Annotated in this window: 17 protein-coding genes; 6 read left to right on the top strand and 11 right to left on the bottom strand. The window is 69.7% G+C overall.

What is annotated here, in order from left to right; all coding sequences use genetic code 11:
- Positions 1–53: 53 nt before the first annotated feature.
- Both FHR84_RS10760 and FHR84_RS10755 read right to left on the bottom strand, forming a co-directional pair.
- Positions 54–2,129 (bottom strand): PhoX family protein, encoded by a 2,076-nt coding sequence (locus FHR84_RS10760; protein WP_179535306.1) that lies wholly within the window; start codon positions 2,127–2,129, stop codon positions 54–56.
- A gap of 306 nt (positions 2,130–2,435) precedes the next feature.
- Positions 2,436–3,659: an MFS transporter gene (locus tag FHR84_RS10755; RefSeq protein WP_179535305.1), complete on the bottom strand. Its 1,224-nt coding sequence runs from the start codon at positions 3,657–3,659 to the stop codon at positions 2,436–2,438.
- Between the two features lie 141 nt (positions 3,660–3,800).
- Between FHR84_RS10755 and FHR84_RS10750 the strand changes: the two genes are divergently transcribed.
- The gene (locus FHR84_RS10750; RefSeq protein WP_179535304.1) at positions 3,801–4,472 is read left to right on the top strand and encodes an HAD-IA family hydrolase; all 672 of its coding nucleotides are present in this window, start codon (positions 3,801–3,803) and stop codon (positions 4,470–4,472) included.
- 129 nt (positions 4,473–4,601) lie between these two features.
- Complete coding sequence (locus FHR84_RS10745) at positions 4,602–5,090, top strand: GNAT family N-acetyltransferase (RefSeq protein WP_179535303.1); 489 nt, start codon at positions 4,602–4,604, stop codon at positions 5,088–5,090.
- 74 nt (positions 5,091–5,164) lie between these two features.
- On the opposite strand, the gene dnaB is transcribed toward FHR84_RS10745, so the two are convergent.
- The 6 genes from dnaB to FHR84_RS10715 form a co-directional block, all read right to left on the bottom strand.
- Positions 5,165–7,471: a replicative DNA helicase gene (gene dnaB, locus FHR84_RS10740; protein WP_179535302.1), complete on the bottom strand. Its 2,307-nt coding sequence runs from the start codon at positions 7,469–7,471 to the stop codon at positions 5,165–5,167.
- A gap of 526 nt (positions 7,472–7,997) precedes the next feature.
- Positions 7,998–8,450, bottom strand: coding sequence for a 50S ribosomal protein L9 (gene rplI, locus FHR84_RS10735; protein WP_017977086.1), 453 nt, complete (start codon positions 8,448–8,450; stop codon positions 7,998–8,000).
- 206 nt (positions 8,451–8,656) lie between these two features.
- Positions 8,657–8,896, bottom strand: a complete 240-nt coding sequence (gene rpsR, locus FHR84_RS10730) for a 30S ribosomal protein S18 (protein ID WP_017977085.1) — start codon at positions 8,894–8,896, stop codon at positions 8,657–8,659.
- A gap of 159 nt (positions 8,897–9,055) precedes the next feature.
- Positions 9,056–9,529 (bottom strand): single-stranded DNA-binding protein, encoded by a 474-nt coding sequence (locus tag FHR84_RS10725; protein WP_017977084.1) that lies wholly within the window; start codon positions 9,527–9,529, stop codon positions 9,056–9,058.
- Between the two features lie 62 nt (positions 9,530–9,591).
- Entirely contained in the window at positions 9,592–9,972 is a 381-nt protein-coding gene (gene rpsF, locus FHR84_RS10720) for a 30S ribosomal protein S6 (RefSeq protein WP_179535301.1), read from the bottom strand.
- A gap of 163 nt (positions 9,973–10,135) precedes the next feature.
- Positions 10,136–11,125 (bottom strand): hypothetical protein, encoded by a 990-nt coding sequence (locus tag FHR84_RS10715; protein ID WP_179535300.1) that lies wholly within the window; start codon positions 11,123–11,125, stop codon positions 10,136–10,138.
- Between the two features lie 265 nt (positions 11,126–11,390).
- On the opposite strand from FHR84_RS10715, the gene FHR84_RS10710 reads away from it, so the two are divergent.
- The 3 genes from FHR84_RS10710 to FHR84_RS10700 all read left to right on the top strand — a co-directional run bounded on the left by FHR84_RS10710 (position 11,391) and on the right by FHR84_RS10700 (position 14,485).
- Positions 11,391–12,149: a deoxyribonuclease IV gene (locus tag FHR84_RS10710; protein ID WP_179535299.1), complete on the top strand. Its 759-nt coding sequence runs from the start codon at positions 11,391–11,393 to the stop codon at positions 12,147–12,149.
- 484 nt (positions 12,150–12,633) lie between these two features.
- Positions 12,634–13,920, top strand: coding sequence for a hypothetical protein (locus FHR84_RS10705; protein WP_218862743.1), 1,287 nt, complete (start codon positions 12,634–12,636; stop codon positions 13,918–13,920).
- Positions 13,921–14,014: 94 nt separating this feature from the next.
- The gene (locus FHR84_RS10700; RefSeq protein WP_246300418.1) at positions 14,015–14,485 is read left to right on the top strand and encodes a GNAT family N-acetyltransferase; all 471 of its coding nucleotides are present in this window, start codon (positions 14,015–14,017) and stop codon (positions 14,483–14,485) included.
- Positions 14,486–14,543: 58 nt separating this feature from the next.
- On the opposite strand, the gene FHR84_RS10695 is transcribed toward FHR84_RS10700, so the two are convergent.
- Positions 14,544–15,506, bottom strand: coding sequence for a WYL domain-containing protein (locus FHR84_RS10695; RefSeq protein WP_179535297.1), 963 nt, complete (start codon positions 15,504–15,506; stop codon positions 14,544–14,546).
- Positions 15,507–15,620: 114 nt separating this feature from the next.
- Between FHR84_RS10695 and FHR84_RS10690 the strand changes: the two genes are divergently transcribed.
- Positions 15,621–16,205, top strand: coding sequence for a TIGR03086 family metal-binding protein (locus tag FHR84_RS10690; RefSeq protein WP_179535296.1), 585 nt, complete (start codon positions 15,621–15,623; stop codon positions 16,203–16,205).
- Between the two features lie 150 nt (positions 16,206–16,355).
- On the opposite strand, the gene FHR84_RS10685 is transcribed toward FHR84_RS10690, so the two are convergent.
- Positions 16,356–18,044: a glycosyltransferase family 87 protein gene (locus tag FHR84_RS10685; protein ID WP_179535295.1), complete on the bottom strand. Its 1,689-nt coding sequence runs from the start codon at positions 18,042–18,044 to the stop codon at positions 16,356–16,358.
- A gap of 423 nt (positions 18,045–18,467) precedes the next feature.
- Positions 18,468–21,647 (bottom strand): transglycosylase domain-containing protein, encoded by a 3,180-nt coding sequence (locus FHR84_RS10680; RefSeq protein WP_343075225.1) that lies wholly within the window; start codon positions 21,645–21,647, stop codon positions 18,468–18,470.
- Positions 21,648–21,749: the final 102 nt, after the last annotated feature.

The following is a 21,749-nucleotide window of genomic DNA, read 5'->3' as shown; positions in this document are numbered from 1 at the left end:
CCGGACCGGCCGCGAGGCCCGGGTGCGCGGCCCCGCGGCCGGTCGTGCCGACGTCAGCGCTCGCCGATCTCCCCGACGTGGTGTCCGTCGGTGCGCCAGACGGCCACCAGCGAGGGTCGGGGCTGTGTCCGGCCTCCGTCCGGCCAGTGCGAACCGGGGTTCTCCGCTCCGGGGCCGTTCTCGCCGGGGTGCTGGACGCAGACGGTCACGAGGTCGTCGGTGACGATCGGTCCGCACGTCTCGGCTCCGTTGGGAACGGTGAGGAACTGCTTGACGTGCCCCCTGGAGGGACCTCCCACGGGCACCGCGAACAGGCCGTCGTGCGAGCCCAGCTCGTTGCCGTCGGTGGCGATCCACAGGTTTCCGTGCCGGTCGAAGGTCACGTTGTCCGGACACGAGATGGGGCTGACCTGGTCCTTGTCGAACCCTCCGAAGTAGGTGTCGCCCTGCTGCGGATCACCGCAGACCAGCAGCAACCGCCACTCCATCTTCGTCGCGGTGGGATCGTCGGACTTCTCGGCGAGCTCCAGCACGTGGCCGTGCTTGTTGCCCGTGCGCGGGTTGGGCTCGTCGGCGGGAGCGTGCTCCGGTGCGCCCCGGTTGGAGTTGTTGGTAAGGGCGCAGTACACCCGCCCGTTGACCGGGTTGGGCTCGATGTCCTCCGGCCGGTCCATCTTCGTGGCCTCGGCCCGGTCGGCCGCGAGCCTGGTGAAGACGTAGACCTCCTCGGCCGTGAAACCCGGCACGTGCGAGGTGGTTCCCGTGGCCAGCGGGAGCCACTCGCCCGCGCCGTCGAATTCGCCGTCGGAGGGCAGTTCGCCGCTGCCGTCGATCTCGGCGGCGGGACTGTTGCCCGAGAACCTGGCCACGTAGAGCGTGCCCTCGTCCAGCAGCGACATGTTGTGCCGCCGGGCGTGGGCGCTGCGGCCCTTCTTCACCCTGCCGCTCGAGACGAACTTGTAGATGTACTCGAACCGCTCGTCGTCGCCCATGTAGGCGACCACGCGGCCGTCCTCGGCGATGCGGACGGTCGCCCCCTCGTGCTTGAAGCGTCCGAGCGCGGTGTGCTTGACCGGTGTGGAGTTCGGGTCGTTGGGGTCGATCTCGACGATCCAGCCGAACCGGTTCGTCTCGTTCGGCTCCGTGCTCGCGTCCCAGCGCTCGTCGAACCGTTCCCACTTGCGGGTGCTGGCCCCGGTGTTGACTCCGTAGCGCCGCATCCGCTGCTTGGCGACCGGGTCCGCCACCCGGTCGGCGTGGGCGAAGTACTGGTGGAAGTTCTCCTCGCCGGAGAGGATCGTTCCCCACGGGGTGACGCCGCCCGCGCAGTTGTTGAGCGTGCCGCGAACGCGGGATCCCTCCGGGTCGGCGGAGGTCCGCAGCAGTTCGCTTCCGGCGGCGGGTCCGCGGACGGCGAACTCGGTGTTCAGCGTGATGCGCCTGCTGTACCGGCCGGGAAGCGGGGTGAGGCCTCCGCGGGCGGGGTCACGTTTGACCAGCAGCACCGACTGCCCGTGCGCGGCCCAGGCGATCCGGACCTGCTCCTCGGTCGGGTTCTCCGGGTCGTAGTCGCCGAACATGTGGGTTTCGGTGGTGTACTCGTGGTTTACCACCAGCAGGCTGTGGACGCCCGCGCCGTCCAGCGGGATCAGGCCCGCGAAGTCGTTGTTGTAGCCGAACTGGCCCTGCTGGGCGGTCTCGCTCTGGTTCTCGAAGTCGAATTCGGGGGCTCCGGGCAGCACCGGGTCGCCCCACCGGATGACGACCTGTTGTTCGTAGCCCTCCGGGACGACCACCCGGTCCTGAGTGTTCGGGGGGACCGGATCGAAGTCGATGCCCGCCGGCGCGGGGGTGGAACCGGGGTTCTTCCCACGTGCCGCGGCCGGGAGTCCGGTGGCGGCCGTCAGCCCCGCCGCGAAGGACAGCACCGCGCCCGCCCGCAGGACACCGCGTCTGTCGAGAGCGCGCCGGACGACGTCGCCGAAGTACGTGTTGGCCGAGGTGTTCGGTGCGTCGTGCGAGCAGGCGTTGCCGCAGCGGTATTCGCAGGTGACCGCCGATCGGCTGGCGGAGTGGTGGGGGGCCAGCGGCAACGGGATCGCGCGCTGGTCGGCTGGGTTGGTGGACATCTCCTGCCTTTCCACAGCATCGATCGGGAACGCACCGAGGCTATGCGGATCAGGCGATGTCGCGACTTCTCGGAGGTGAACTGCGAGCGAATTCGTTACCCGTGGTTGGCAATTACTCACTCGTATCGGGGAACATCTGTTGCTTTGGGTGGGTGAATGACCGGAATGTGGTCACCGTGAGTGATGGCACTGCGCCGCTTCGAAGGAGGCGAAGCGCGGTCGTTCGCTCCGCCCCCTTCGACGGGGCCCGCTCGGGGGATGCTCCGATGCCGGGCGTGTCGCGGGTGCGGCCGTCCGGTACGCCCCTCAGAGCTCCTCGCCCACGACCGCGGCTTCCTGCGGGACCTCGTGCGGATCGGTTCGGCCGGAGCGGAGGCCGACGGCGAGCAGTCCGGCGGCTATCAGGCAGGCGACGGCACCCACGGCGAACGGCGCCTGCGGTGAGCCGAACCAGGTCGCGATGTGGCTGACGAGCGTCGCGGCCAGCGCACCACCCAGCCAGCGGCAGAAGTTGTACCCCGCGCTGGCCACGGGGCGGGGTGCCTTGCTCACGCTCATGGCGCTCCCGGTGAACAGCGTGTTGAGCAGTCCCGAGGCCAGTCCGCTGACCACGATGGCCACGATGAGCACGGTCTTGTTGTCGATGGTCATGATCGCCAGCAGGGCGGCGTACATGAGCACGGCCAGCACCGTTCCGCCGAGCTCGCCGAGCCGGTTGGCCAGCCGCGGGGCCAGGGTCACGCCCGCGACGGCCACGCAGATTCCCCAGCCGAAGAACACCAGACCGACGGCTATGGCGCCGAACTCGAGCACGAAGGGGGACCAGGCGAGCACGGTGAAGAACGCGGCGGTGTACAGCGCGGAGCCGATCGAGGTGCGCAGCAGCGCTCCGTGGCGCAGGGCGCGCAGCGGGTCCAGCAGCTTGATCGGGTCCCTGCTCTTTCCGCCGTCGGAGGGCAGGAAGCCCACGGAGAGGATGAGCGCGACGGCCATCAGCACCGCGGTTCCGGCGAAGGGGCCGCGCCAGGACAGGTGTCCGAGCAGCGCTCCGAGCAGCGGTCCCGTGGACAGTCCGATGCCCAGCGCCGCCTCGTAGAGCAGGATCGCGGCCTGCTGGCCACCGCTGGCCGCGCCGACGATCACCGAGAGGGCCGTGGCGATGAACAGGGCGTTGCCGAGCCCCCAGACCGCACGCAGCGCCACGAGCTGAACGACCGAACCGGCCAGGGCGCAGGCCAGCGTGGCGAGCACGATCAGCGCCAACCCCGTGACCACGGTCCGCTTCGCCCCGAAGCGGGCGCTGAAGGCCCCCGTGATCAGCATGGCGATCACCTGGACGCCGAGGTAGGAGGAGAACAGCAGCGTCACCTGTTCGGGCCCGGCGTCGAGCGCTTCCGCGATGGAACGCAGGATCGGGTCGACCAGGCCGATGCCCATGAAGGCGATCACGGCGGCGAAGGCCGTGATCCAGACCGCTTTGGGCTGTCCCTTGAAGACTTCGAGCAACCGGACGTCTGATGACGCGCTCATCGGCGACGTGCTCCTCGATTAGACAAAGTATTTCGTTTGCAACGCTAACTTTTTGCGCGTTCCGAGGCCAGCCGGTTTGAGCAAGCTCACCGGGGAACCGCGGCGGTGGCCTCCGCGGTGCGGGCGAAATAGCATCGTCCCGTGGCAGTCAGCAGCGGAGAACCGCGCGCGATCCTTTTCGATCTCGACGGGGTGCTCGTCGACTCCGAGCACCTCTGGGACCGGATCCGGCGCGAGGTCACCCACGAGTTCGGTGGGAGATGGGCCGAGGGGGCAACCGGGGCCATGATGGGGATGAGCACCCCGGAATGGTCCGAGTACCTGGTCACGGAGCTGGGAGTGCGGCTCTCCCCGGAGCGGGTCGCCGAGACCGTCATCGACCGGATGGGCAAGCACTACGAGACCGACCCCCCGGTGATTCCCGGAGCGGCGGAAACGGTCCGCGAGCTCGGCGGTCGGTTCCCGACGGCGATCGCGAGTTCCGCCCCGCCCCGCATAATCCGGGCCTTCCTGGACGCGACCGGCCTGGGCGACGTCGTGCGGCACACCGTTTCCAGCGAGGAGACGCGAGCCGGGAAACCCGCCCCCGATGTGTACCTGCGTGCGGTCGAAGGACTGGCGGTGCCCGCGGAGGAGTGCGTGGCCGTGGAGGACTCGAGCAACGGGCTGCGCGCCGCAGCGGCCTCCGGAGCCACCGTCGTCGCCGTCCCGAACCCGCACTTCCCGCCGGCCGAGGACGCGCTGGGGCTCGCCCGGACCAGGCTGGAAGGGATCGAGGAGCTCCCCCGCGCCCTCGCCGAACTGCTCGACTGAGGGAGCGTCGGCTCGGTTCGCGTGGGTGCCCTTGGCGGAACCCCGGGCGGCGCCCGGCCTCGGGGCTCCGAGACCGAGCAGCGGCCGGGCGTTGTTCGGGGGACGGAAGGGGTGCGGGACCCTGGTGTCGTGCGTGTCAGAGAAGCGGTGGCCGACGACTGGCCCTCGATCTGGAAGTTCCTGCGTCACATCGTCTCGGCCGGGGAGACCTTCTGCTGGCCGCGCGACATCGCCGAACCGGCCGCCCGCGCGTCCTGGATGCGCCAGTCCCCCGGGCGGACCTTCGTCGCCGTCGACGAGCGGGGAACCGTGCTGGGCACGGCCGAGACGCATCCGAACCACGCGGGTCCGGGGGCGCACGTGGCCAACGCCGGGTTCATGGTCGACCCGGACCACTCCGGCAAGGGGGTCGGGCGCGCGCTCGGCGAGCACGTGGTGGAGCAGGCCCGCGCCGATGGTTACCGTGCGATGCAGTTCAACGCGGTGGTGGAGACGAACACCGGTGCCGTCGAGCTGTGGCTCTCACTGGGATTCGAGATACTGACCACCGTTCCCGAGGCCTTCGAGCACCCGGAGAAGGGGCTCGTCGGGCTGCACATCATGCACCGCAGGCTCTGACCAGGGCGGTTCTGAGCAGGACTCCGGCGAGTCCGGTCCCGTGCGGCAGCACCCGGCGGACGGACCGCCGAGCGCTACTCCTGGGCCATGTCCACGAAGCGGCTGTAGTGCAGCTGGTGGGCGACCGTGACCGTCTCGGTGGGACCGGCACGGTGCTTGGCCAGGATCAGATCGGCCTCGCCCATGCGGGGGTCGTCGCGCTCGAAGGCGTCCGGGCGGTGGATCAGGATCACCACGTCGGCGTCCTGCTCCAGGCTGCCCGACTCGCGCAGGTCCGAGAGCTGGGGACGCCGGTCGTTGCGCTGCTCGGGACCACGGTTGAGCTGGGAGATCGCCACCACCGGCACTTCGAGCTCCTTCGCCAGCAACTTGAGGTTCCTGGAGAACTCGGAGACCTCCTGCTGGCGGGACTCGACGCGTTTGCCCGAGGTCATCAGCTGCATGTAGTCGACCACGATCAGGCTGATGTCGTTGCGCTGCTTGAGCCGCCGGGCCTTGGCCCGGATCTCCATCATCGTCAGGTTCGGCGAGTCGTCGATGAACAGCGGCGCCTCGTTGATCTCGCTCATGCGACGCGCCAGCCGCGTCCAGTCCTCGTCGGTCATCCGCCCCCCGCGCATGTCGCCGAGCCGGATGCGGGCCTCCGCCGAGAGCATCCGCATCACGATCTCGGTGCGCCCCATCTCCAGCGAGAAGATGACGCTGGCAGCGCCGCTCTTGATGGAGGCGGCGCGGGCGAAATCCAGCCCGAGGGTCGAGTTGTGGGTGGGCAGGAACGAGCGGCTGGCCAGGTAGAGCCGGTCGGAGGAGTCCACCTCGACGCAGCGCACCGGGACGCTGCGGGTAGGGCGGACGGCGACGACGTGCCTGGTCGCCGCCCCCTCGGCGCGGCGTCGCTTGTGCTGCTCGACCTTCTCGGGGATCCGGAACACCTGGTCCTGTCCGCTGTCGAAGACGAGCAGGGTGGTCGGAGCCGTCTCCGCGGCCGCAGTGTCCACGGTGGCCGTGCACGGACTCCCCAGGGTGAGCACGAGCTCGCGCACCCGCACGGAGAGGGACTCGCGCACCCGCAGCCGCACTCGTCCGTCCTCGGCCACGTCGCCTGCGGCGTCGGCCAGCCCGGCCAGCAGGTCGCGGCGCTGTCGTTGGCTGGCACGGAGGTACTCGACGGGAACGTCCGGTTGACGCCGGGCACCCAGCTCGGAGAGCTTCGCGGCGGTGTCCTCGTCGACGACGGGACGGTCACCGGCGCTGTCGACCCCCTCCGGTTCGAGATCGGCCAGGACCTCGGCGGGGACACCGGTGAGTTCACCGGTCTCCGGATCGCCCGCGGCCAGCCACACGCCCAGTGAGTAGGGCGGAACGGGGAGATCGCGCTGCTCCAGGTCGAGAGCGGCGTGCTCGGGCAGTTCCCCGCTCTGCTCGTCGTGCAGCGTCGCCGTGGTCCGCACGCCGCCGTCCCGCAGGGTCCACTGGTGCTGGGCGTCGGCCACGACGGCGGTTCCGTCCGAGAACTCGATTTCGTAGCAGGTGTGGCCGTGCATGACCTCGGTCGCGTTGACGACCCGCACCGGGTTTCCGTTGGCGCCGAGCAGTTCGTCCCCGACGGAGACCGTCCCCATGGTGGTCCAACCGTCCGGAGTGGGCAGTGGGGTGTCCAGAGCAAGCGCCTTGCCGACGCCGGGCCTCGCCGCGACGATCACCATCTGCCCGGGGTGCAGTCCGTTGGTCACGCCGTCGAGGTCGACGAAGCCGGTCGGCAGCCCCTGCGACTCCCCGCCGCGCGAGGCGATGGCGTCGATCTCGTCCATCGTGGGCTGCAGCAGGTCTTCCAGCGCCGCGTAGTCCTCGGAGGTGCGGCGCTCGGTCACGTCGTAGATGGCGGCCTGCGCCCGGTCCACGACCTCCTCGATGGCGGCGCCCTCGGCGCCGTTGTAGCCGTACTGGACGACCCTGGTTCCGGCTTCCACGAGCCTGCGGAGTATCGCCTTCTCGGAGACGATCTCGGCGTAGTAGTTGGCGTTGGCCGCCGTCGGCACCGTCTGGATCAGGGTGTGCAGGTACGGTGCGCCGCCCACTCTGCCCAGTTCGCCGCGTCGTTCCAGTTCCGCCGAGACGGTGATGGGGTCGGCGGGTTCGCCGCGTCCGTACAGGTCGAGGACGCAGTCGTATATCGCGTGGTGGGCAGGACGGTAGAAGTCCTGCGGGCGGAGCATCTCGATGACGTTGGCGATGGCGTCCTTGCTCAGCATCATTCCGCCGAGCACGGACTGCTCGGCGGCGACGTCCTGCGGTGGCTGGCGGTCGACGCTTCCGTCCGGGCCGGAACCGCCCTTGCCGTTGGAGGACGGATCCGCTCCGCGTTCGTCGGACAACGACACGGGTTACTGCCACCTCCTGGACGCAGAGCTGCGAGCTGTAGTCCGGCCATACTCGCCACCCGCGCCCGTCGAGGCAACGACCGACATCGGACTCGTTCGAGCGGGTGGTCGTGACGACGTCACCGGTTCCGGTGGTGTCGCGGTGGACGTCCGGGAGCGGAACCGCCGCACGTGTGTGCTCGGACGGTCCGCGCGCGCGGACGCCCGCCCCCACGAACAGCTTGTGGACAAGCTTTGTCCCATGTGGAAACTACGCCAACCTGAAGACGCACGCTGTGGACAAGTTGGGGAAAACTCGACCCTCACAGGAAGCTATCCCAGGTAAAAGCCTGTGGATAGCTTGTGGATAGCTCATGGGGACAACTGTTCGTCCGCCGGTGCCCCGGACCTGCCGGTCCGAATGACGTGAGTCGTGGAACCGCCCCGCTACGGCAGGATGAACACCGTTGTGAGCGCAAGCGGATTCTCGAGTGGTTCCGCGCGGTGAACGAACGACCGCGCACCGCGCGGAACTCACGTGGCGAAGTCAGCCGCCCGGATTGACCTCGACGTACATCGAGGCGTAGACGTCCGGGTGCAGCCGGACACCGACGGCCATCTTGCCGAGCGACTTCACGTTGCCCTTCAGCTCGATGGAACGCTTGTCCAGGCTGGGGCCACCGGCCTGGCGGACGGCGGAAGTCACATCGGACTCGGTGATCGAGCCGAACAGCTTGCCCTTCTTGGATACCTTCTTGGACAGCTGCACCATCCCCATGTTCTGCAGCTGCTCCTGAAGCTCCCTGGCGTGCTCCAGATCGCGAACGCGGCGGTTCTCCTGGGAGCGGCGAATCGACTCGACCTGCTTCTGCGCGCCCTTGGTGGCCACGATGGCCATGCCCTGCGGCAGCAGGTAGTTGCGGGCGTAGCCGTCACGTACCTCGACGGAGTCGCCCGAGGCGCCGAGACCGCTCACGTCCGAGGTCAGGATGATCTTCACGGCGTGTCTCCTTTCAAAGCCGAACCGAGGTCAAACCCCGGCCCCGTAAACGACCGAAGCGGGAATGCACCGAGCAGTCGGTCGATGTTGTCGTGCGGATTCCGCGAACGCCGGACCGGGGCAACGAGCCCGCGCCCGACCGACCCGGAGTAGACCGGAGCGCGTTCCGCACGCGAAGTCCCGGGGCCGTGGCCGGAAGTCTCGGTTTACCGGGCGGTCGAGGTGTACGGCAGCAGCGCCATCTCGCGGGCGTTCTTGACCGCGATGGCGACATCCCGCTGGTGCTGGCTGCAGTTGCCCGTCACACGACGCGCGCGGATCTTCCCGCGGTCGGAGATGTACTTACGCAGCAGCGTGGTGTCCTTGTAGTCGATGCTCAGGACGTTCTGGTCGTCGCAGAAGGCGCAGACCTTCTTCTTCGGCTTGCGCACGGGCGCCTTGGCCATGTGCTTGCTCCTTTGAAGAGAGCGAGAACTCCGTAGAGGGCTTTCGTTCGGCCGCGAGACCGGAGTCGTCTCCGTACACCGGTCGCGGCCGGGCATTCGCGGAACGGTATGGCCACACTCCGGACGGGCGAACCGCCGGACCGTGGTGTTCCACCCTGGCTAGAAGGGCGGTTCGTCGCTGAAACCGCTACCCGAACCGGCCGGTGGAGCGGAGCTCCAGGGGTCGTCTCCGCCGGAGCCGCCGGAGCCGCCTCCCGAACCACCGCCGCGACTGATCTTGTTGACCTTGGCCGTGGCGTAGCGCAGCGAGGGGCCGACCTCGTCGACCTCCATCTCGACGACGGTGCGCTTCTCGCCCTCCTTCGTCTCGAAGGAACGCTGGCGCAGCCGCCCCTGCACCACCACACGCATCCCGCGGGTGAGGGTTTCGGCGACGTTCTCCGCGGCCTGTCGCCAGATGTTGCAGCGCAGGAACAGCGCCTCGCCGTCCTTCCACTCGCCTGCCTGGCGGTCGTAGAACCGCGGCGTCGAGGCGACGGTGAAGTTCGCCACCGCCGCACCGGAGGGCGTGAAGCGCAGTTCCGGGTCGGCCGTCAGGTTGCCGACCACCGTGGTTACCGTCTCACCGGCCATCGCCTGGAAACTCCGTCTCTGTGCTGCGGTCGGGCATCATTGCCGTTCGCCTTCCGGGCGGATCAGGCGGAAGTGCCGACCGCGCTCTGGGCCTGCTGCTGGGCTGCCTTGGCCGCCTTGGCGCTGGCCCGGGCGAGACGGGCTTCCTTGCGCGGCTGGACGATCTTGCGCAGCATCTTCGTGCGCAGCACGTTCTCGCTGATGTTGAGCTGCCTGTCGAGCTCGTTGACGGAGGACGACTCGCAGTTCAGGTCCAGCAGGACGTAGATGCCCTCGGCACGCTTGTTGATTTCGTAGGCGAGCCTGCGACGGCCCCAGACATCGATCTTCTCGATGCTGCCACCGTCGTTACGGATGACCTTGAGGTAATTCTCCAGGGACGAGGACACGTTGCGCTCGTCCAGACTCGGGTCAAGAATGATCATGACCTCGTAATGACGCATGAAGACCACTCACCTCCTGTGGACTCACGGCCACGGACTCTCCGTGGCAGGAGGGTCGCCGCGCGGGCGAGCCGAACCAGTCTAGCAACCCGGTGGAAAACTCCGGTGACCTGGGTGTTGTTTCGGCCGCTCCGGGCGGCGCGCGCTCGGAGCGGCAGGTCGGTCAGGTTCGGCGCAGCACCCACGTCCTGATGAGCGCCGAGGTCACTCCGGCCAGCGAGATCGCGGCGAGCAACACCGGCAGGGCCACCCTGCTGCCCGCGTCGGAAGGCAGTGCCTCGGCGCTGCCCGCCTCGCGCACGCGGTCCTGCTGGTTGTGCTTCTCGTCGCTTCGCAGATCACCGGTCTCGGCTCTTCCACCGGGGGCCTCTCCGAACCGGGTGTCCGACCACGGCGGTAACGACCCCGGAACATAAGCGTAGTCCGAGGGGTTCACGCGTGCGGCGGGCCCTGGGGGGTGGTTCGGAGTGGTGCCGCCCGGTGCCGAGTCGCCGGTTTCCGGAGCTCGCGAGCTCGGCCGCTGGTTCCCGGGCTGTTCACCACCGGGGGAGTCGCCCGTTCCGGTGGGATCCGGAGCGGAGGACGGCGGAGGTTCGGACGGCGATGTGGGTGTTTCCGAGGAGCCGGCCTCCTCCTGCCCCGGCACGGAAACTCCCCCGAGGCAGCCGATCGCGGCGAGGTTGCCCACGTGGAAGTTCACGGCCTCGCCCTTGTCCTCGACCGAGGGGATCGCGGCGATGCTGGGAGCGAGCGCCTCGGCCAGGTCTCCTCCGGAGAACTCCTGGTCCCGCTCGGTGACCGCGCCGAGCTCGACCGGGGCCGACTCGAGGAACTGCTCCCTGATCTCGTCGGCTCGTTCGAACTGGAGCGGGAAGACGAGCAGCGCGGCCTGCTTCACCTTCGCGTCGAGCGCGGTGGGTGAGGCGACGATCCGCTGCCCGAAGGAATCGCTGCTCACGTCCTCCGTGCAGGTGCCGATCACGACGGGGCTCGACGACGCGTCGGCCACTCCCGCACCTGCGAGGCCGCCTGCGGCGAGCACCGCGCTCACCACGGGGACCGCGGCGCCGCGTAGTCCGCCGCGCAGGAATCCGCCGGTCGGTCCGCGGGAGCGGTCGGCCCCCGCGCGTTCGCGGTCGTGTTCTCTGCTCATACACGCACCCCTATAGAGCTTCTCCGGTTCGGTCGTCCTGGGTTCGTCGGAGCGGTACCTCCCGCGATTCGAGACGAAGTCCTGGCGAAACCGTTACCGGGCCCAACGCGCGAGTTGCCGTGCGGTGACGCCGCGGAACGATGTCGATACCGATTGGTAACCGGATTTCGCCGCGAGGTACCGCGCCCGGCCCCCGGCGGCCTCGCAGGGGGACGCTCCGGTGACCGCGCACGCGGATTCCGAGGTGCAATCTAGACTCGGGCCCATGCAGATCGGGGCCCACGTCCGTGACGACGATCCGCTGGAGGCCGCGGCCGAACGCGATGCCGACGTCGTGCAGTTCTTCCTTTCCGACCCGCAGGGGTGGAAGGCGCCGCAACCACATCCGCAGGCCGAACGCCTGAGGGAGTCCGAGCTGGGGGTGTTCGTTCACTCGCCGTACGTCATCAACGTCGCCTCGTTGAACAACCGCGTGCGGATACCCTCCCGCAAGGCGGTGGTCCAGCAGGTGCGGGCCGCCGCCGAGATCGGCGCGTCCGGAGTGGTGGTCCACGGTGGACACGTCACCAAGAACGACGATCCGGCCGAGGGGGTCGCGAACTGGCGCAAGGTGTTCGAGCGCCAGGCGGCCGAGGGCGGTTTCGAGGTCCCGGTGCTGATCGAGAACACCGCCGGGGGCGCCAACGCCATGGCGCGCGGATTCGACGACCTGGCCAGGCTCTGGGACGCGGTCGGCGAGTTCGGGGCGGGCTTCTGCCTGGACACCTGCCACGCGCACGCCGCGGGTGAGGACCTGGTCGGCATCGTGGAGCGGGTGCGTTCGATCACCGGACGGCTGGACCTGGTCCACCTCAACGACTCGCGGGACGAGTTCGGCTCCTGGCGAGACCGGCACACCAGCATCGGCTCCGGCAGCATAGATCCGGAGGTGCTGCGCGAGGTGTGCTCCAGCGCCGGGGCGCCGGTGGTCGTGGAGACGCCCGCGGAGGGGCAGGCGGCCGACATCGCCTTCCTTCGGGGGTAGGAGGGTCGGCGGGTCTTTTTGCTTGGGTGGTTGCGTGGCGGAACCTCAGTCGGCGCCCGGCTGCGGGATCCTCGACATCGGGTAGCCACCTACACAACGTCGAGGCCGTCCTCGCCGGGCACTCGACCGAGAACCCGCGGTGGTGCCGGCTGCGTAGGCTCGTAAGCACCTGCGTTGGTGTGGGGCTTCTGGTCGGGAGTTCCTCTCCGGGGCGTTGGCGCGCTGGAGGGGAACTCTGCGCACTTCCGATGCAAGGCGCCGACTCACGGCCGGCTGCCCGACCGCGCGAGCAGAGCTCTGTTACGGATTCTCAGGGAAGAAGCCCCCGGGATCGCTTCTCGGGGGCAGCGACGACCGGGTTCGAAGGTAGCGCCGTATCGAGACCACGAGGAGAACGCCGTCACGGGACGGCTCGGTGACGTCCACGCGCCGGGGGCTGTCCGCGCTGGCCTTGACGGCGCTGTGCGTGCTGACCGGCCTGACGATGCTGCTCGGCTACGCGCACAAGGCCCGCTGCACGGGGCCCACCTTCGACGAGTCGGGCAGCTCCGGACCGGAGCTGTGGAAACGCTCCTACGGGGTGGCGTGCTACTCGGACCTGCAGCAGCTGTGGGGCTCGCGGGACCTCGACGAGCTGGTCGTGCCGTACGTGAACGGCGGGATCACCGAGGGCGGGCAGCTGTACGGCGGCGTGGTCGAGTACCCGGTGCTCATCGGCGTGCTCATCTGGCTCGGTTCGCTGTTCGTCTCCACCGACGCGGGTTTCCTCGCCGCCTCGGCCCTGCTGCTCGCGCCGTTCGGGCTGCTCACCGCGTGGTGGCTCGGTCGGCTGAGCAGGTGGCGAGCCCTGATCTGGGCGTTGGCGCCGCCGCTGGTGCTGTACTCCTTCCACAACTGGGACCTGGCCGCCGTGGCGTGCTCGGTCGCGGCGGTGTACGTGGTTCACGGAGCGGGGAGTGGTGCCCCGCGAAGAGCCGCCACGTTCGCGGCGATCCTGCTGGGGCTCGGCGCGGCGGTGAAGTTCTACCCGGGTGTCTTCGCGGTGCCGCTGGCCCTGTACGTGCTCACCGGAGGCCCACGGGGGAACTTCCCGCCGTCGCGGGTGCGGCGCTTCGACGTGCGCGGCGCGCTGCGCGTGCTCGCCGTGGCCGCGGGGACCTTCGTGCTGGTGAACCTCCCCTTCGCCGTGGCGGGATTCCAGGGCTGGCTGGCCTCGTTCCGCTTCCAGCTGCAGCGTTCGGTGGACGTCAGCACCAACTCGGTCTGGTACTGGGGGCTGCGCCCGCTGGTGGAGGAGGACGGGTTCGAGTCCCTGGTCGGGGTGCTCTCCCCGACGCTGATCCTGCTCTCCTTCGTGCTGGCCTGCTCGTTCGGTGCGCGCAGGTGGGCGGCGACGGGGACTTTCCCGTGGATCGCCGTGTCCGCGGCGATGCTGTGCGGATTCCTGCTGTTCCACAAGGTGCACTCGCCGCAGTTCGTGCTCTGGCTGCTGCCGTTCCTCGTGCTGCTGCGCGTGCCCGCGGGCTGGGTGGTGGCCTACCTGCTGGCCGACGCGGCCATGGGGATCGGTTTCTTCCGCTGGATGTACCTGATCAACGCCGAGGAGCCGTACAGCATCTACCAGTCGCTGGCCGCGCAGGCCGTCGTCCTCGGTGTGTGGGGCCGGGCGGCGTTGCTGGTCGGGCTTTTCGTAGCGTTCCTGCGGGCTCCCGAGACACCGCGGGAACCCGCCGCCGTGGGAGCGTCCGGTGCCCCCGCCGTGAACGCGTGAGCCGGACTTCGCCCTCCGTGGTGTGCCGGTTCCGGACGGGGAACTCGGCTGGGCGTTCGCGCGTCGGGGCTTCCGACGTGCCCCCGGCGAGCCGATGGATACTCGCGTCATGTGCGGTTTCTGGTCGTTTCGTCCGGCGACTCCCGAGGACGCCCGGTGGCTGGTCGATTTGAAGGAGCAGGCCATGCGGCCCGATCTGGAACGTCTGGGGGTGTGGGACCGCGAGCGGGTGCGGCAGCGCTTCTTCGACGAGTTCGTCCCGGCCAACAGCCGCGTGGTGCTGCTGGACGGCTCCGCCGCCGGGCTGATCGCGGTTCGTCCCGAACCGGAGGCGCAGTGGGTCGAGCACTTCTACCTGTACCCGTGGGCGCGGGGCCGGGGACTCGGTAGCCGGGTGTTGAGCCGTGTTCTGGAGCTGGACCGCGACCACCGTCCTTTTCGGCTGCTCGTGGTCCGTGGCAGCGCGGCGCGAAGGCTCTACGAGCGGCACGGCTTCGTGCACGAGTACGACGAGGGCGTGGATCAGGTGCTGACCACTGCCGAGCACCGGCGAACCGCGTCGTAGAGCTTTTCCGTCCCCGTCGTGGGTGGTTCCGTGGCGGAACCCGGAGTCGACTCCCGGGTCAGTCTTCCGCGTACAGCGCGGCGAGCTCCCGGACGGCCCGCGCCGTCTCGGCCCTGGCCTCGGGCGGTTCGAGCACTTCGACGTCGGCGCCGAACTGGAGCAATTGGCGCACCGCCCCGAGAGCCGGGCAGTGCAGCTCGATCTCCGTCCACTCCCCGGTGCTGTGCTCGCCCCCGGGGCGCACGCTCATGCGCGAGCCGACGATCCTGCGGGCCATGTCCAGCCGGTGGGTGCGCATCCGGGCCCGCACCCGGACCAGCTCGGGGCGTTCCTGCACGTCACGCCGCAGTTTCTCCCAGACCTCGGCCAGCTTCACGTCCCGGTGGCGTGCCGGCCGCCCGGTGGGTTCGGTGCGCGCTATCCGGTCGGCCCGGAACAGTCGCGGCGACCGCCGGTGGTCGGCGACCAGGTACCAGACACCCGCTTTGCAAACCAGCCCGTACGGGTCCACGGTGTACTCGCGGGTGGTGGTCTCCCCGCTGTGCCGGTAGTCGATGCGGACTCCGCGGTCGTCGAGCACGGCCGAGTGCAGGGTTTCGAGTTCGGCGGGCGGTCGCGGATCGCTCATCCAGCGACCCGGATCGACGAGGACGCGTCCGCTGGTGCGCTCCGCTGTGGGACGGTGGGTCTCGGGGAGCGCGCTCAGCACTTTGCGCAGCGCCGAACCCAGCGCCCCGCTCAACCCGAGGGCGCCGTGGACGTCGCCGGTCGCGGGCACGAAGAGGGCGCGTGCCTCGTCGGGAGTGAGTCCGCTGACGTCGGTCCGGAAACCCGGCAGCAGGCGGACCCCGCCGTTCCTGCCGCGTTCGGTGTAGACCGGCACGCCCGCCGCGGACAGCGCCTCCACGTCGCGGTGGATCGTGCGCGGGGACACCTCGAGCCGTTCGGCCAGTTCGGCGGCGCGCACTCTTCTCCCGACCTGCAGGATCAGCAGGATCGCCAGCAGCCGGTCGGACTTCACAACTCACCTTCCGCTCGTCGTGTCCGGTCCGCACCAGAATGCCGCGCGAAACACGACACTTCCTGTCCGGTTTCCGCGCGAGACTCGGCCGCGACACAGCGGAAGGAGGAGCGGATGAACGACACGTCAGACCCGCGCCCGTCGGTGCGCGGCGCCGCGGAACAGCTGTCCACACTGGTCGCGGAGGTGCGGCCCGAGCTGTTGGGCGCGCCGACGCCCTGCACGGAGTTCGACGTCCGGGCACTGCTGGAGCACGTGGTCGTGATGACGGGGTGCTACGCGAACCTCGGAGCGGGCGAGACCGACGCGGAGGCCGCGACCCCGCCGCCATGCAAGGCGGGGGACGAGGAGTGGGCCGAGGTCTACGCCGCGGAGGCCGCGCGGTTGAACGAGGCCTGGGCGGACGGTGCCGCGCTCGACAGGATGATGTACCTGCCCTGGGGCGAGCTGCCTGGACGCGAGGCGCTTCTCGGGTGCCTGCTGGACACCGTGACCCACGCCTGGGATCTCGCGCGGGCGCTGGGGATCGAGGACCACCGGTTGGACGAGGGGCTGGCCGAGACGACCCTCGGGGTGGCAAGGGAGATCATGCCGGCCGAGCGGCGGGGGAACCCGGCACCGTTCGAACCGGTGCGGCCCGTTGACCCGGAAGCGCCCGCGTCCCGGAGGTTGGCGGCCTGGTTGGGCCGTTGGGTCTAAGAACCTCCAGGGCCGGGGTGCCGGTGGCCTGGTGGGGCACTTGACGGAACCTCAGTCGGCGCCCGGCTGCGGGTGCCCCGACATCGGGTAGCGACCTGCACGACGTCGGACCCGTCCGGAAGACGTCCGGACGGGCCCGTTCGGCGTCGATCAACTCGTGCGCGGCGGACGGGACAGCAGGGGAGAACTCGCGCGGCCGGGCCGGATCCGCTCCGGAAGGGACGGTACGGGCAGCACGAACCGGTCCCGCGTGCCGTCGAGGAACCCGCCGTGCGGGTCGGCCGTGAGCGTCCGGCGCACCTTGTCCTTCCCCGGGCGCAGGATCTCGCTGACGATGAGCGCGCAGATCAGCACGACCATCGCGTCGCGCACCAGGACCGCTCCGAGGAACCAGCCCTCGGGAAGCCCCTTGTTCGAGGTTCCCAGGAAGTAGTACATCCGGGGAGCCCAGACGGCCGCGTCGACGAGCATCCAGGTGACCAGCAGCCTCCAGCGCGGTATCGCCAGCACGGCCAGCGGGACCAGCCACAGCGAGTACTGTGGACTCCACACCTTGTTGGTCAGCAGGAACACCGCGACCACGAGGAAGCACAGCTGGGCCAGTCTGGGGCGCACCGGTGCGGACAGCCCCAGCCACGCGATCAGCGCGCAGCCGATCAGCAGCAGTGCGAAGCTGACCGCGTTCAACACCGAGGGAACTTCACCGTGGGACAGCGGGCCGTCGAAACCGGCCCAGCCGGTGTAGTACATCAACGCGTTGTACAGCGAGTCCGGGTCGGCCGGGCGGGTGCTGTTGAGCCGGAAGAACTCCCACCAGCCCCGCGGGAACAGCACCATGATCGGAAGGTTCACGACCAGCCACGCGCCGAGCGCGGTGACCAGACAGCGCAGTCCTTCGCGGATCCTGCCCGTGCGCAGGCACAGCACGAGCAGCGGGCCGAGCAGCAGCAGGGGGTAGAGTTTGGTGGCCGCTCCGAGACCGAGCAGCACGCCGGCGAGGCCCACGCGTCTGCGCGACCAGGCGAGCAGCCCCGTGGTGGCCAGCGCGGTGGCCAGCGTGTCGAAGTTGGTGAACGCGTGCACGAAGACCAGCGGTGAGGTGGCCGCCAGCGCGGCGTCCCAGATCCGGAAGCGGCACAGCCGGGTCAGCCCCCACACGGTGACCAGCCAGGCGCAGGACAGCCAGAACGCGCTGATGTCGAAGTAGACCACACCGGACACCGAGGTGGGCAGCAGGCCGTGGTCGGCCAGGGTCGTCCAACCGTCGGTGATCTTGGCGTTGACCCACTGGAACAGCCCGGTCAGCACCGGGTACTCCATGTAGCGGACCTGCTCCTGCGAAGTCCCCGGGTTCTCCACCCAGGAGGTCTTGTAGGGGAAGGCCCCGTCGGAGGCGAGGTCGCCGGACCCGTAGCGCGGGATGATGTCGGTGTAGCACAGCGCGGTGTACTGGCGGTGCTGACGCCAGTCGATCGACTGGCCCTGCCCGGTCTCGTAGGTCTGCGTGCAGGGGGCCTTGAACAGCCAGCCCGCCGCGAGCAGCAGCACCGCGAGCAGCAGGATCACCCGCAGTGGTGTCCAGAACCACTGCCTGCCGATCTGGGCGTGCCTGCCGAGCCGGCCGCCGAACGGTTTGCTGAGCCCGGCGGCGAGCGGCTCCGTCCAGGTGGGAGCTACCCGTTGGGCCGGGCCGAGCGAGTCGCCGTCCACGGGGGCGGACGCCCGGGGCCGCTGGGTTTCGGCGGTTTCCGCTCTGGTTCGCCGTTCGCTCCCGGAGTCCGCCGTGGGCCGCTCGTTCGGGGGGTGCTCGGGTTGATCCGGCTCGGACACGGTCCGCATGTTACGGAGCGGCCGGAGCACGGGTGAGCGCGGCCGGTGGACCCTCCGGGACTGCTGCGCCTCGGGTAGGCGGTCATGGGTGCGCGTCGTGCTTTTTCTGGGGTTTTCGGCGGTTTCTCGGGGAGAGATACGCGGCCACGACCGCGCAGACGGCCACTCAGATCAGGAATGTGTACAGCAGCGGGGAACGGAAGAGTGGAGACGAGGACCCCTAATCGCTCCTGCTCCTCGTTTCCCGAGGATTCGGTGCGGCCGTGTAGCTGCGGTGTCGCCGGACGGGACCGCCCACACCGCACCGGGTGGTGCTGACACGAGGAGCGCGGCCGGTCGGAACCGGCCGCGCTCGCTGTCACACGCTCTGTTCGGTTGTGCGGACTCCGGAAGTCACGAGGCTTCGTGCTCCGGTGGATTCAGCGGACCGGGCTAGCCGTAGCTGGGGTCGCGGTTTCCCTCGGGTTCCCGCTGCGCGTTCGGGACTTCCTCGTCCTGGGTGTTGCCGTTGCCCGGATTCTCGTCCTGAGTCTCGCAGTCGGAGTCCCAGTACGGGTTGCAGTCGGTGGTCTCCGTGGGGGCGGACGTGGAGCTCGGCAGCTCGCTGCTCGAGAGAGGCGGCTCGCTGCTCGAGGTGGGCGGTTCGCTGCTCGAGGTGGGGGGCTCGCTGCTCTCGGTCTCGGACTCCGAGGTCTCCGACGTCGAGAGCGGCGGGGTGGTGTACTGCCCGATCCGCTCGCTCGGCTCGGGAAGCTCCTCGACCGGCTTGCCCTCGTGGTAGGCGTTCATGAACTTCTGCCAGATGTCCCCGGGCAGATTGGCCCCGTAGATGTCGTCCCCGGTCTTGTCCAGCAACGCCTTGGGCTCGGTCTTGGTCTCGGCGTTCATGGACACCGCCGTGGACAGCTGCGGGGTGTAGCCCACGTACCAGGCCCGCTCGTTGTGGCGGGTCCCCTTGAGCTGGTGCGTGCCGCTCTTGGAGGCCACCGGGCGGCTACCGTCCAGGGTCAGGCCGGAGTGCTCTGCCACGTCGCGCATGCTCTCGGTCACGTTGGCCGCGATGTCGCGGCTCTCGGACGAGCTCGCGGAGAACGCGTTCTCCTGGTCGTTGCCGAACTCCTCGACGAGTTCGCCGTCGCTGGTGACGACCTTCTGGACGAAGTTGGGCTCGGCGCGCTCGCCGTCGGCGAAGGCACCGTAGGCGTTGGCCATGTTGGTCGTGGTCACCGGGTAGGCGCCGAGCGCGATTCCGAGGTTCGTCTGGCCGGTCTTGTGGTCGACCAGCGTCTTGCTCTGCTCGCCGTTCGCGGTGCGCTCGCGCGGGATGCCCGCCTCGTGCGCGGCCTCGGCGACCTTCTCGGGCCCGAACTTCGCTGCCATGTTCACGAAGGCCGTGTTCACCGATTTCGTGGTGGCCTCGCGCACCCCGCAGTGCTTGGGGTGATCGCACTCCACCCCGGCCGCGTTCCCGTAGTCGGTCTCCCAGATGGTCTGGTCGTCGGACCCGTCGTAGACCTCGCCGATGCCGTAGCCCTGCTTCAGGCCCGCCGCCGTGACGAACGGCTTGAACGAGGAACCAGCCGGTTGCGGGAAGTCGGCCCAGTCCCGGCCGACCGAGCTTCCGCCGTAGTAGGCCCGCACGGCCCCCGTCTCGGGGTCCGTGGCCGACAGGGCCGGGATCAGCCTGTCCGGCTGGTCCTGCATGACCTGCTTGACGGAGCTCTCCGCCGCCTGCTGGGCCCTCTTGTCCAGAGTGGTCACCACGCGCAGTCCCTGGCTGGTCATCTCACCCTGGGTGTAGCCGTGCTCCTCCAGCTCGTCGACGATGCGCTGCTTGATATGCAGCTGGACGGGCGTGGTGGAACCGGTCCAGGCGTACATCGGCTCGGTCTTCGGCATGCTCATGCTCCGCGGGCTCGCGGAGTCGAGCCAGCCCTTGTCGGCCATCTGGCCGGTGACGTAATCCCAGCGCTGCTTGGCCTGCTCCGGATCGACCCTGGGGTCGTTGCCCCGCGGAAGCTGCACCATCCCGGCGAGCACGGCGGACTCGGAGGCGTTGAGCTCGCTGGGCTTCTTGTCGAAGTAGGCGTCCGCCGCGTTGGAGATCCCGTAGGCGCCCCTGCCGTAGTAGGCGGTGTTGAGGTAGGCCTTCAGGATCGTGTTCTTGTCGTACTGGTTGGTCATCTTGAAGGCCCGGACGATCTCGGTGAACTTGCGCTTCATCGAGTGGTCGTCCTTGCCGGTGCTGAGCTTGACGTACTGCTGGGTGATGGTCGACCCACCGCCCTGGCCCCCGGAGAGCTGGTTGTACACGGCCCGGCCGATGCCGCTGACCGAGAAACCCGGGTTGCTGTAGAAGTCCGCGTCCTCGGCGGCCATGGTGGCGTGGCGCATCTCGGGGGACACCTCGTCGAGGCTGTCGATCAGCACTCGGCTCTCCCCCTCGGCGGGCGAGAACTTGTTCAGCAGACTCCCGTCCGAGTAGTTGACCACCAGACTGGTGTTGTAGTTCGCGGCGGTCTCCTTGGGGGAGGTGACGTCGAAGGTGAAGTAACACCAGACGAATATCGCCGCCGGAGTCACGATCATCAGCGCCGCTGCCACGTAGCAGGTGCGGCGGAGCCTGCGCCAGAGCTTTCTGCGTCCGTGTTTCTTGCGGGCGGCGTTCATGTCGTCATCCGGATCCTCGGGCGGGTCGAGATCGTCGTCGAAGTCGAAGTCCTCGTCGTGCTCGCGATCGTCGGCGTAGTCGTCGTGGGCCGGGTGGTAGCCGCTGTCGAAGTCGTCCTCGTACGGATCGTCGTCCGTGTAGTAGTTGTACCCGCCCTGGGCCGCGCGGTGGGTGATCAACCCGGGGTCGTTGTCGGGTTCCTCGGGGCTCACCCGGGTGGACTCGGCCGCGGACTCCGGTTGCCCGCCTTCGGCACTGCCGAGCAGGGACGTGGATTCGGCGGGCTCGCGCTCCCCGGAACCCCCGGCCCCGGCAGCGCCCGCGGCTCCGGACGCCGCCCCGGCGGCTCCGGAACCGGCGGCTCCTGCCGCCCCTGCGGCCGCACCCGCGGCTCCTCCGGCGGCTCCGCCCAGGGCCGCCGCGACGCCCCCCGCGCCGGCGGGTGCGCCGGGGTGCCGACGTGTCCTGTCCTGCTGCTCCGTCTCCGGAGGAGGCACCGACGAGATGTGCTCGGTCGGTTGTTCGCCCGGGTCGTTCGGGCGTCCGGTGTGCGGGGTTCTTCCGGTCGGCGGCTGCTCACCGGGGAAGCCGGGACCCGCCGGCGGGGTTTTCCTGGTGGGCGCCTCGTCCGGCGGCGGCCCCTGCGCGGGAGCGCCCGGCACCTCGTTCCCGGGGTGGCCGGGGTGCCCGGCGGGCGGGCCCGCGGAGTTCGCGGGACCGTGCTGATCGTGCCCGGAAGGCACGGCCGGTTGCCGGACGGTCGCGTCCGGGTCCTCGACCCGGGGAGGTTGTCCGGGGGGAGTTCCTCGGGGCGGGCCCTGCCCGCGAGGGGGCTGCTCGCCCGGCCACTGCGGTGCCGCTTCCTCCCCGGGCCAGTCGGGTTCCCCGTCCGAGCGCGCCTGCGGGCGTCCCGGGGGAGCACCGGGTGGTCCCCCGGGCACCGGAGGGGGTGGAGGGGCCTGCGGACTGGGCGGTTGAGCGCCGCGCGGCGGCCCCTGCGGGGGTTGCGGGGGTTGAGGGGGGTGTTGCTGCTCCGGCGGTAA

This window comes from Actinopolyspora biskrensis (assembly GCF_013408175.1).
GTDB classification, from domain to species: Bacteria; Actinomycetota; Actinomycetes; order Mycobacteriales; family Pseudonocardiaceae; genus Actinopolyspora; species Actinopolyspora biskrensis.
The sequence above is the reverse complement of the archived record's forward strand: the minus strand, read 5'-3'. Positions and strand labels throughout refer to the sequence as shown.